The sequence below is a fragment of the Mycetocola sp. 2940 genome (assembly GCF_040548835.1).
Lineage (GTDB): Bacteria > Actinomycetota > Actinomycetes > Actinomycetales > Microbacteriaceae > Mycetocola_A.
This window is the reverse complement of sequence record NZ_JBEPSK010000009.1, coordinates 1-11,586: the sequence shown is the minus strand read 5'-3', so window position 1 is coordinate 11,586 and position 11,586 is coordinate 1. Positions and strand designations below refer to the sequence as shown.

General features: G+C 64.1%; 11 protein-coding genes. 10 read left to right on the top strand and 1 reads right to left on the bottom strand.

Going from position 1 to position 11,586, the window contains the following annotated elements; all coding sequences use genetic code 11:
* Positions 1–4: 4 nt before the first annotated feature.
* The 9 genes from ABIE24_RS12620 (at position 5) to ABIE24_RS12580 (ending at position 9,803) form a co-directional block, all read left to right on the top strand.
* A complete protein-coding gene (locus tag ABIE24_RS12620; protein WP_354500189.1) occupies positions 5–1,744 on the top strand; it encodes a DUF4012 domain-containing protein in 1,740 nt (579 codons plus the stop codon).
* A gap of 65 nt (positions 1,745–1,809) precedes the next feature.
* Positions 1,810–2,334: a sortase gene (locus ABIE24_RS12615; protein ID WP_354500187.1), complete on the top strand. Its 525-nt coding sequence runs from the start codon at positions 1,810–1,812 to the stop codon at positions 2,332–2,334.
* 120 nt (positions 2,335–2,454) lie between these two features.
* On the top strand, positions 2,455–3,819 hold the full coding sequence (locus ABIE24_RS12610; RefSeq protein WP_354500185.1) for a UDP-glucose dehydrogenase family protein: 1,365 nt from the start codon (positions 2,455–2,457) through the stop codon (positions 3,817–3,819).
* Between the two features lie 15 nt (positions 3,820–3,834).
* Positions 3,835–4,905 (top strand): acyltransferase family protein, encoded by a 1,071-nt coding sequence (locus tag ABIE24_RS12605; RefSeq protein ID WP_354500183.1) that lies wholly within the window; start codon positions 3,835–3,837, stop codon positions 4,903–4,905.
* A 325-nt stretch (positions 4,906–5,230) separates the two neighbouring features.
* Positions 5,231–5,428: a hypothetical protein gene (locus tag ABIE24_RS12600; RefSeq protein ID WP_354500181.1), complete on the top strand. Its 198-nt coding sequence runs from the start codon at positions 5,231–5,233 to the stop codon at positions 5,426–5,428.
* Positions 5,429–5,546: 118 nt separating this feature from the next.
* Positions 5,547–6,581, top strand: coding sequence for an LCP family protein (locus tag ABIE24_RS12595; protein ID WP_354500179.1), 1,035 nt, complete (start codon positions 5,547–5,549; stop codon positions 6,579–6,581).
* 71 nt (positions 6,582–6,652) lie between these two features.
* Complete coding sequence (locus tag ABIE24_RS12590) at positions 6,653–7,258, top strand: arsenate reductase/protein-tyrosine-phosphatase family protein (protein ID WP_354500177.1); 606 nt, start codon at positions 6,653–6,655, stop codon at positions 7,256–7,258.
* A gap of 136 nt (positions 7,259–7,394) precedes the next feature.
* Positions 7,395–8,393, top strand: coding sequence for a dTDP-glucose 4,6-dehydratase (gene rfbB, locus ABIE24_RS12585; RefSeq protein WP_354500176.1), 999 nt, complete (start codon positions 7,395–7,397; stop codon positions 8,391–8,393).
* A gap of 15 nt (positions 8,394–8,408) precedes the next feature.
* Positions 8,409–9,803 carry a sugar nucleotide-binding protein gene (locus ABIE24_RS12580; protein ID WP_354500174.1) on the top strand — a complete coding sequence of 465 codons (1,395 nt, stop codon included), beginning with the start codon at positions 8,409–8,411 and terminating at the stop codon, positions 9,801–9,803.
* 20 nt (positions 9,804–9,823) lie between these two features.
* Here ABIE24_RS12580 and ABIE24_RS12575 read toward each other — a convergent pair whose 3' ends face one another.
* A complete protein-coding gene (locus tag ABIE24_RS12575) occupies positions 9,824–10,273 on the bottom strand; it encodes a VanZ family protein (RefSeq protein WP_354500172.1) in 450 nt (149 codons plus the stop codon).
* A 253-nt stretch (positions 10,274–10,526) separates the two neighbouring features.
* On the opposite strand from ABIE24_RS12575, the gene ABIE24_RS12570 reads away from it, so the two are divergent.
* A complete protein-coding gene (locus tag ABIE24_RS12570) occupies positions 10,527–11,474 on the top strand; it encodes an intradiol ring-cleavage dioxygenase (RefSeq protein WP_354500170.1) in 948 nt (315 codons plus the stop codon).
* Positions 11,475–11,586 lie beyond the last annotated feature (112 nt).

Sequence of the window (11,586 nt, the reverse complement as noted above, 5' to 3'; positions counted from 1 at the left end):
GGTTGTGAGTGCTTTCGCTCTGGTGCTCATCGCTTTTGTCGCATGGGTGGGCGTGCGGGGCCTAATGGCGAAGAGCGAGATCGAAGCGGCGGTTCCGCTAGCTTCGGCCCTGAAAGACCAGGTCATCGCTCAAGAGACCGACAAGATCGGGACTACGGCCGCGGCTCTCGACAACCACGCCGCAACAGCCGCGTCGCTTACCAGCGATCTGTTATGGCGGATCGCTGAGTTCCTGCCATTGGTGGGGCCGAACCTCACGGCGTTCCGTGAACTGGCCGCTGTCGTCGATAACCTCTCTAACGATGCCGTGGGTCCGTTGACCGAGCTCGCCGCCTCCATCGAGGTTGCCGATTTCAAACCCGCTGGTGGCGCGCTCGATGTCCAGCCGCTGATTGATGCCCGCCCGGTGGTCGAACGCGCTGCGTCGGCAATCGACGAGGCACAGTCGACGATGTCCGGCATCGACACCGATTCCACGATTGTTCAGGTTCGCAACGCGAAGCTCCAACTCGCCGAACAGCTTGCTGCACTCGCCGATCCCGTGCACGCCGTCCGCACAGCGGTCGTTCTTGTTCCCGACATGCTCGGAGCATCTGGGCCGCGGGACTTTCTTCTTCTTTTCCAGAACCCCGCCGAATTGCGGGCCAGTGGGGGTATTCCCGGGGCGCTCGCCCTGCTGCACACCGAAGCCGGGCGTATCGACCTAGGTCAGCAGGCTGCTGCTTCTGGTTTCGCTCGATTCGACGAACCGGTGCTTCCTCTGTCCGACGAGACCCGGGGGCTTTACGGCGACATCACCGGCGAGTTCATGCAGAACGTGAACCTCACGCCGCGGTTCCCACTATCTGCGCAGCTCGCGCGAGAAATGTGGAAGCAAAAGTACGGCACCGAAGTCAGCGGAGTGCTCTCCGTCGATCCGGTCGCATTGGCCTACCTGCTTGAAGCCACTGGGCCGATCACGCTTCTCACCGGGGACTTACTGTCGGCTGAGACCGCAGTCAGCCTCCTCCTGCGCGACGTCTACGTCCGCTATAGCGAGCCAGCGCAGCAAGACCTCTTCTTTGCAGCGGCGGCATCCGCGGTCTTCGACAAGGTAGCGAGCGGCGATCTGGACCCGGTGAAACTCATCGCTGCGCTCGCGAGGGGTGGGGAAGAGCGCCGCATCAGCCTCTGGAGTGCTGTCGAAGCCGAACAGGTTGAACTCTTGGGCACAACCCTCGCAGGGGCGCTTCCGCAGAAGACCAACGCGGTACAGCCGTTCGGTGTGTACCTCAACGACGCCACGGCGTCGAAAATGGACTTTTACCTCGACGTTCAAGTGGCAGATGGGCAGACCACATGCCGGGCGGATGGCCGGCCTCATTACGGGGTTTCGGTGACCTTGACGAACACGGCACCCGTGGACGCGCCGACCACGTTCCCGGAGTACGTGACCGGGGGCGGGGCGTTTGGAGTAACGCCCGGAAACATCAAGACGTTAGTCAACGTCTACGGCACTCCGGAACTCCAGAACCTAGGCGTGGCGCGGGATGGAGTAGCTGTGCCTCATCTCCCGGCAACTGACGGTGGGTATCAGGTGAGCCAAATTGCTATTGAACTCGCCCCAGGCGAGAGCACGACGGTACAGTTCGGTTTCCTCGGAGAGCAACCATTCCAGGGCGAAGTGGACACCCAACAGACTCCCGTAATTAACCGTCACGAAACATCGAAACTAACGTTAAGTTGCGACTTTCCCCTATGGTAGGAGCGTGTCGTTCTAGACACGCCAATGTCGGATCGACAAAACCATAGTCCTGGGGGTCTATAACCATGTTCAAAAAAGTACTCGCGACGCTTGCGCTCGCAACGATGGCGTTCTTCGCCGTACCAGCAGCAGCCAACGCTTACGGTCCCAACTCCAACGGCACCGTCGTCGGCCCGATCGTCCCCGGTCAGAGCGTTACCATCGTCTTCGGACCGAACGCGTTCTCCGGATCGTCCAACGTCTCGTTCACCGTCTCTGGCAACAGCGTTGTCACCCTCGGTGCCTTCAAGGCCGCAACCACCACCTCTTTCGAGAAGAAGTCCAACGCTGACGGCTCGATCGAGCTCGACGTGACACTGCCCGAGAACGCGTCAGGCACCTACTCGATCACTGGCACTGACGTAGACGGCAACATCGGTACCGCCAGCCTGACGGTTCCGGCATCCGACGCCGGTAGCGGCAACCTCCCGGACACCGGTAGCGAAGTTCCGGTTCTCGCTCTCTGGACCGCCGGTGGCGCACTCGCCCTCGGTGCAGGCCTCATCGCTGTCATGACGCTCGTTCGTCGCCAGCGTCTCTCGCAGGACTAAGAGACTCGCAACCCGACAAAGCGGATCTCTGAACACTGATCACCGAAGAAGGTCCCAGGCTCTGGCCTGGGGCCTTCTTCGCGCGTATGCCGCCTGCAGGGGCCATAGTTTGGAAGAACAATGAAAATCTCCGTAATCGGCTGTGGGTACCTTGGCGCCGTCCACGCAGCCTCTATGGCCCAGCTCGGTCATGACGTCATCGGCATTGATGTCGACAGGGCGAAGATCGACTCACTCTCTCAGGGCAAGGCGCCGTTCTTCGAGCCCGACCTACCTGAGCTGCTGATCGCCGGAATCGAAGCGGGGTCTTTGCGCTTCAGCTCCGACATGGCGGACGTGGCGGGCAGCGTAGTCCACTTCGTCGCGGTGGGAACTCCCCAGCAGAAGAGCGGCACCGGCGCCGACCTGAGCTATGTTGACGCTGCCATCGAGGGACTGTTGCCGCATCTTGCGCCGGGCGACCTCGTAGTCGGTAAGTCGACGGTGCCCGTCGGCACCGCCGAGCGCCTCGCTGCGATCATCGAACCAACCGGTGCTCAGCTTGCCTGGAACCCAGAGTTCCTTCGCGAGGGGTACGCCGTGAAGGACACCATTTCTCCGGACCGGCTGGTTTATGGGGTTCGGCGAGAGGATCCCTCGGCTTCGGTCGCTTCGCTCCCTCCAGCCAGCGGCGGAGGGGGAGCTTCGCGCCAAGAAGCCAGGCGCGCCGTCGCGATCCTTAACGAGGTGTACGCGCAGGCCATCGCCGCCGACACTCCCCTCGTCGTCACGGATTACGCCACGTCTGAACTCGTGAAGGTGGCGGCAAACGCTTTTCTCGCCACCAAGATTTCCTTCATCAATGCTATGGCCGAGATCGCTGAAGTCGCTGGGGCCGACGTCACCGAGCTGGCTGATGCCATTGGCTACGACGCCCGCATCGGACGCAAATTCCTCAACGCCGGCGTCGGCTTCGGTGGCGGGTGCCTTCCGAAAGACATTCGCGCTTTCACTGCCCGCGCCGAGGAACTCGGCCGCGGAGAATCCGTCGCCTTTCTCAAGGAGGTCGACGCGATCAACCTGCGCCGCCGCGACCGTGTCGTCGAGCTCGTCGTCGACGCGCTCGGCGGCAGTGCATTCCAGAAAAAGGTCGCCGTACTCGGTCTGGCGTTCAAGCCCAACAGCGACGATATTCGTGATTCGCCCGCGCTCGACGTCGCCGTGCGCCTGCACGGGCTGGGCGCCCACGTCGTCGCCACCGACCCCGAGGCGATCGCGAACTCGAAGCTCAAGCACCCGCAGCTGGCCTTCGGCTCCACAGCTGAAGCGCTCAAGGGCGCTGACATCGTCGTCGTGGTGACCGAATGGAACGAGTATCGGTCGCTTGACCCTGTAGAACTGGCCTCCGTCGTCGACGGCACCATCGTCGTCGATGGACGCAACTGCCTCGACGTCGCCGCCTGGCGCGGAGCAGGGTGGCGCTATATCGGTCTCGGACGACGCTGACCCGCGCGGTGTGACATGACCCTCGACGAGACGTTCAATCCACAGCGGAATTCGCTCAACGCGTTCCGCCTCCTGCTCGCATCGCTCGTCGTCGTGTCACACTCGTGGCTGCTCAGCGGTACGGGGCTGCAACCGAGGCTCGGAGGCATCGACCTCGGCACCTGGGCGGTCCTCGGTTTTTTCGGCATTTCCGGTTTTCTCATCACCCGCAGCCGACTCTCGGCGAGGTCCGCGGGGACGTATTATCGGAACCGCGCACTCCGGATTCTTCCCGCCTTCCTCGTCTGCATCCTCGTCGTCGCGTTCGTGTTTGCACCCCTCTCGGTGCTGTTGCGGCCGGGTGCCTCGTACTCGATACCGAGCGCGGTCACCTATGTGCTCACCAACCTGCCGCTCTCGGCGCAGTTCCTCTCTCAGAAGGGCATCGAGTCGACGCTGCTCGGCGTGCCGATCACTGGTTACTGGAACGGGCCTCTGTGGACGCTGTTCTGGGAAGCGTGCTGCTATCTCCTCGTCGGGGTGCTCGTCAGCGTCTTGCCGAAGAGGTGGGTGCGCGTGTTCGTCGTCGCGATGTTCGGAGCTGCCACGGTTCTCGTCGTGCTGACGACGGCTGGGGTGCTGACGGTCGGCCCGTCGGCGGGCGCGGTGTTCCCGCTCTTCGTGGCATTCTTCGCAGGGTCGCTCGCCTTTTTGTTCCGTCGTGCGATCGACGTCAGTTGGCCGGTGTTGGTCGCCTGCATCCTCGTGATCGTCGCATCCGTGCTTGTCGGGTTTGCTGCAGCCTTCGCCGCCCTGCCGTTCGTATTACTTCTCTTGCGGCTCAGCGCTGTTCTGCCGTTGCACCGGGTCGGGGCGCGGTACGACATGTCCTACGGCATTTACATCTACGGCTGGCCGGTGCAACAGCTGCTGGCTCTCGTCACGCTCGGCACCGGGATGCCTGTGGCCGGGTTCATCGCCTTGAGCCTGGTTCTCACGGCGCCGCTGGCGTTCCTCAGCTGTCTGGTCGTGGAGCGGCCCGCCCTCGCCCGCAAGCACGGTCGCACGGGGATGCCAAAGCCAGCTGCGCCGGCGCTGCAATCCTGAGCGCGGCCACTTAATAAAAAAGAGGGTCTCGGCTATCGCCGGGGCCCTCTTTTCCTCTTCGCAGGCAGTCCTGGGGGGATTTGTCTACGCGAGTACGGCGGGATTCGGACAAGTCAACGAATGCCATCGCTCGATGCCTACAGGCTACGCCTCCTCCATTGCAAAAGCACTGGGTACTGGCTGAGAACTTGAGGACCGCTGCTGAAGGCCATCGACAGCCTATTCGCACGCTCCGTACTGGTCCCCAATACGGGGTACATCGGGTTTCTGACGGGGTTCGTGAGATATGCTCAGTTTACCAAGTCTCACCGACAGAGGAGCAGCAATGGCGCTTTCTGCGATCCATTTTCGGCACGGTCACGGCGACCGCGCTCGAGCGGCGGTCAGTGCCGATTCCGTACGCACAACTCTTGAGCGTGGCACCTACACCGCCCTTCTTTCGGCGGTGGGCTTCATCATAGTGAACCTGCTGAAAATAGCCGAGCGTCGCGAGAAGCGTCTGTCGGAGGGTCGTCGACCCTGATTGAAGCTGCCCAGGGCGGGCGGTGATCCAACACAACCAACGAGGGGGCCGCATCACGCGGCTCGGGGCATCTACCTTTCGTATGCCGAGCCGCGCCGACTGACGCAGAGGCGGCCAGATGTTCGTCCCCGAGTTCCACACGCCGCCCCCTGGCCATCACCTGCGCAATGCCCTCCTCACCCTTCTTGTCATTGTCGTGGCCATCATCACGACGTTGCTCGTGGGGGCAGCCGGAGTGATCGGTTCTTATACGGCGAATTTGTCGAGCACCTTCGACAGCGCGAAGAAGGTGGCCGTCAGCGAAGTGTTTCCCGAGGAGGCAACCCGCCCGGTGGTGTCGGCGACCACCTCCCAGAACATCCTGCTGATGGGATCGGACAGCCGAGGCGCCCTCGCCGACGACATCGACGATGTCGGAGGAACACGCTCCGACACGATGATGGTCGTGCACATCTCCGCGAACCGCGACAGTGTGCAGGTCATGTCAATCATGCGCGACAGTTGGGTCGACATTCCCGGTCACGGCAAAGCGAAAATGAATGCCGCCCTCGCTTTCGGGGGAGTGCCACTCGCCGTTCAGACCATCGAGGGTCTCATCGGCTCCCGGATCGATCGGGTCGCGATCGTCGACTTCGAGGGGTTCAAAGGCATCACCGATGCTCTGCACGGCGTTGAAGTTAACAACCCGGTGGCGTTTGACTCGTATCACCTGGAGGGAAAAGTCTTCGCCGAGGGGTTGAGTACCCTGACGGGCGAAGAGGCACTTGCCTTTGTGCGCGAGCGTTATGCCTTCACTGACGGCGATTACCAGCGGGTGCGCAACCAGCAAGCCTTCATCAGGGGTGTGATGAGCGAGATCCTCAGCGCTGAAACACTCACCAACCCAATGACCATCAGTAACCTGGTGTCGTCGATCGCGCCGTTTGTCACCCTCGATGCCGGTTTCACCTCCGCATACGCGGCCGGTCTCGGGCTGGAGCTTCGTGACATCCGTATGGAGGACGTGGCATTCTTCACCATGCCGACCAGGGGAACGGGCATGGAGGGGAGCCAATCGGTGGTCAACGTCGACTGGGACCAGCTCGCTGTTCTGCAACAGCACTTCCGAGACGACACGCTGTCGGAGTATCAGTCTTCGTCGCCCGGCGGCTAGGAAGTGCGTCGCTGTTGGTGTGGGAAACTTGGATTGCGTCGGTCCCGAACCCGACTCATAGCGGAGCGATAATGCCAGACTTTTCCATTCTTACTGTGTGCTCCGGCAACATCTGTCGATCCCCGCTCGCGGAGCAGCTTCTGCGGATGGCACTCGCCGATCTCGCTGATGTGCGAGTCTCAAGTGCCGGGACCATGGGAATGGTCGGTTCACCGATGGACGCGCAGTCGGCGGCGCTGGCCGTCAGGCTCGGAGTGGCCGACAGTGCAGAGCATGTGGCCCGGGAGCTGAACACTCGATTGATCGACGATGCCCAACTGATCTTCGCCATGTCGCGGGATCACCGCAGGGCGGTCGCAGAGTTGTCTCCGCGAGCCGTTCGCCGCACGTTCACGATCCGCGAATTCGCGCGGATCGCCGCAGAGGTCACCGACGACGACCTTGCTCACGTCGCAGCGCTGCCACTCGACGATGTCTCCGGTCGGCTTGCCGAGACGGCGGGCGTCGTCGCCGCGATGCGTGGAATGGTGAGCCCCGCCGGTGCGCTAGATGATGATGACGTCATCGACCCATACCGGCGACCTTCGGACGTCTACGAGCGCTCGGTGAGCGAGCTGCGCCCGGCCGTTGATTCGGCCGTGGCCCTCTTCAGGCGTGCGCTGACCCTTTCCGTCTGAAAACTCGCACCTCGGAAACGCGCGCCAAGGTGCAGGTAGGCAATTTTCGGCCAATCAGCGCCTGCGGTAGGCTCGCTTTCGGGGCTCGACGACTTTCGCCGCAGGTGTTGTGGCAGACAGCAAAGGCATTAGAACTATGAAAAATATCCTCGTTACAGGCGGCGCCGGGTTCATCGGATCGAACTTCGTGCACTACGTGCTCAGCAACACCGACTACTCGGTGACGGTGCTCGACAAGCTGACCTACGCCGGCAACCGCGCCTCCCTCGAGGGGCTCCCCGCCGACCGATTCGAACTCGTCGAGGGTGACATCGCCGACGCTGCAGTCGTGAACCCGCTTGTGGAGAGCCACGACGCCGTCGTGCACTACGCCGCCGAGTCGCACAACGACAACTCCCTCAACGACCCGGCCCCGTTCCTCACCACCAATGTCATCGGCACCTACACGCTGATCGAGGCCGCCCGGCGCACAGGCACCCGGTTCCACCACATCTCGACCGATGAGGTCTACGGCGACCTGGAACTCGACGACCCGGCCCGGTTCACCGAAGAGACCCCGTACAACCCGTCCAGCCCCTACTCGTCGACGAAGGCAGCATCCGACCTGCTCGTCCGCGCCTGGGTGCGCAGCTTCGGCCTGCAGGCGACGATCAGCAACTGCTCGAACAACTACGGGCCGTACCAGCACGTGGAGAAGTTCATCCCGCGCCAGATCACGAACGTGCTCATGGGAACCACCCCGAAGCTCTACGGCGACGGGCTCAACGTGCGTGACTGGATCCACGCCGAAGACCACTCCTCCGCCGTTCTCGCGATCCTCGAACGCGGAGCGATCGGCGAAACCTACCTCATCGGCGCCGACGGCGAGCGCAACAACAAAGAGGTCGTCGAACTCATCCTCGAGCACCTGGGCAAGCCGCGCGACGCCTACGAGCACGTCGTCGATCGCCCCGGACACGACCGCCGGTACGCCATCGACTCGTCGAAGCTCCGCACCGAACTCGGCTGGCTCCCCGCCTTCTCCGACTTCGAGCAGGGACTCGAAGCGACGATCGCCTGGTACTCCGACAACCGCGAGTGGTGGCTGCCGCAGAAGCAGGCCACCGAAGCCAAGTACCAGCTCACCAACCAGTAGAAAGTTCTCCACCCTGTGATTGAAACCGGCAAGCCCCTGACTGTGACGAAGACCGGCATCCCCGGGCTGCTGGTGGTGGACCTCCCCGTCCACGGCGACAACCGGGGATGGTTCAAGGAGAACTGGCAGCGCGCCAAGATGCTGGAGCTGGGGCTTCCCGACTTCGGGCCGGTACAGAACAACATTTCCTACAACGACGCGATCGGCACCACCCGCGGACTGCACGCCGAGCCGTGGGACAAATACGTCTCCGTCGCCACCGGCCGGATCTTCGGCGCCTGGGTCGATCTGCGCGAGGGGCCGAGTTTCGGCGCCACCTTCACGATCGAGATCGATGCGTCGTCCGCCGTCTTCGTGCCCCGGGGCGTGGCGAACGGCTACCAGACCCTCGAGGCCGACACTGCCTACACCTACCTCGTCAACGACCACTGGTCGCCGGATGCGTCCTACGCGTTCGTCAACCTCGCCGACGAGTCGGCGGCTATTGAGTGGCCGATCGCACTCGAGGATGCCGAGACCTCGGCGAAGGACCGCGCGCACCCGCGCCTCGGCGACGTCGTGCCCATCCCACGGCTCAAGACGCTCGTGATTGGCGGCGGACAGCTCGGAACCGCGCTCCGCCGGGCGCTGCCTGGTGCAGACGTTGTCACCCGCTCCACGCTCGACCTCACCAATCCGGCCGACTTCGAGTCGGTGCCGTGGGCGAGCTACGACACCGTCATCAACGCGGCCGCGTACACCGCCGTCGACACCGCCGAGACGCCGGAAGGTCGGCGAGCTGCGTGGGCGGTCAACGTCGACGCCACGGCGAGGCTCGCCCGGATCGCGACCGAGCACCGGCTCACCCTCGTGCACGTGTCGAGCGACTACGTGTTCGACGGCACGGCGGAGACCCACCCCGAGACGGAAGCGTTCAGCCCCCTCGGCGTGTACGGGCAGACGAAGGCAGCAGCCGACGCCCTCGTAGGTACGGTTCCGCGGCACTACGTCGTCCGGACCAGCTGGGTCATCGGCGAAGGTAACAACTTCGTCCGCACGATGGAGTCCCTCGCCCAGCGCGGGATCCGCCCGAGCGTCGTCGACGACCAGTACGGGCGGCTGACCTTCGCCGAGGACCTGGCCGCAGGCATCCGTCACCTGGTGGAGACGGAAGCGCCCTTCGGAACCTACAACCTCAGCAACGAAGGCCCGGTACAGAGCTGGGCCGATATCGCCCGCGAGGTCTTCGAGATCGCCGGTGTCGGACGCGATGCGGTCACCGGTGTGTCCGCAGCCGAGTACGGGGCAGGGAAGGACCTCGCCCCGCGACCCACGAACAGCGTGCTGGACCTGGCGAAGATCGAGGCGACCGGCTTCGTGCCGCGGGATGCGCGTGAGGCGCTCGGAGCGTACCTGCGACCTGCGCAGTAACGCGACACAACGGCGCGCGGTCAGCGCGCTGTATGCCTCCCGTGGCTCTGCCGTTCCCGCCGCCGAAGCATCGCAATCACCAGGACGGTACCGACCAGCCCGCCGATCGAGTTCGCGAGAACATCGGTCGGATCGGCCTGCCGGCCAGGGCGAAACACCAGCTGGGTGAATTCGGCGGCGAAGGAGCCGGCCACGCACAGGGTCGGCGCCATCCACCGGCGGCCCTGCGGCATGAATAGGGCGAGCACGAAACCGAGAGCAAGGAACAGCGCGGCGTTGGCGGCGAACTCCAGCACGCCGTAACGAAAAATGCTCGGGAAGCCTGCGGCCCGGAGCCCATCGAGTAGAGGGTTCAGCGAACTGTGCAGCACCCGGTCGACGGGCGTGGGCCAGAGGAGCACCATCCCGACGCCGACGACCAGGATGCCCACGAAAGAGAGGGCGACGGTCCGGGAAGCGCGAGCAGGCATGGTCTCCGGTTGCTGGTGGACGAGCGGCTGCCCGCCAGTTTAGGACGCGAGGTTCGACAGCCGCCTTCACCCGCATTGGGGGTTCCCTCCACTTCGTCGCTGGCGCTCCTCCAGTGAGCGGGAACGCTCGTACGGGCGCTCCTCTCCCGCGTTGGTGCTCCCGGGTGGCCTCGTAGGGAGTTCATAGGCGATCCATAAAGACGTCGCCGATGCTGGACTTCATCGGAACGAGTCCGACGTCGAAGAGGTAACCATGAGTCGCATACCCGAACCAGATCTGACCCCTGCGGGTCCTCCCTACGAGGGCCGGCTGCTCGACCGGGCCGACGAAGAGGTCGTCGACCAGGGCGTCGCCTTCGACCTCCACACCCTGGTCAGCCGCCGCCGCGTCCTGACCCTGCTGGGCCTGGGCGTCGGCATCGTCGCGCTCGCCGCCTGCTCGACCGGCACCGCCGGCGGCAACTCGGCCGGGTCGACGGCCGCTACCAGCGCAGGCGAGATCCCCGACGAGACCGCCGGGCCCTATCCCGGCGACGGCTCCAATGGCGTCAACGTGCTGGAGCAGTCCGGCGTCGTCCGCAGCGACATCCGGTCCAGTCTCGACGGAGGCACGACGGCATCCGGTGTGCCGATGACTCTCTCGCTGACCGTCCTCGACATGGCCAGCAACGACGCCCCGTTCACGGATGCCGCCGTCTACGTCTGGCACTGCGACAGCGCCGGCGGGTACTCGATGTACTCCTCCGGCATCGAGAACGAAACTTACCTGCGCGGGGTGCAGGTCGCCGACGGTTCGGGCACCGTCTCGTTCACTTCGGTCTTCCCGGCCTGCTACACGGGGCGCTGGCCGCACATCCACTTCGAGGTGTACCCGACGGTCGATGGGATCACGGATGCGAGCAACGCGATCGCCACCTCGCAGGTCGCCGTGCCCGCGGACGTCAGCAAGACGGTCTACGCGCTCTCCGAGTATTCGGGGTCCACCGCGAACCTGTCGCAGGTGTCTCTGACCGACGACAACGTCTTTAGCGACGACGGGGGAGCGTCGCAGCTGGCGACGGTGACCGGGGATGCCACGTCGGGCTACCAGGTGTCGCTCGCCGTCCGTGTCGACACCGCCACCACGCCCACCGCGGGTTCGGCGCCCGGTGGAGGGCCGGGCGGTGGAGGGCTGGGCGGAGGGACGCCGCCTTCTCGGTGAGCCGGAGGGTTGGGGCCGGATCTGCTAGGAAAACGATGGTGGGTTAGGCAATTGCTGGGGTGATGTGGACCTCGTATCCCAGGGACTTGAGTTGTTTCAGGGCCCGATTCTT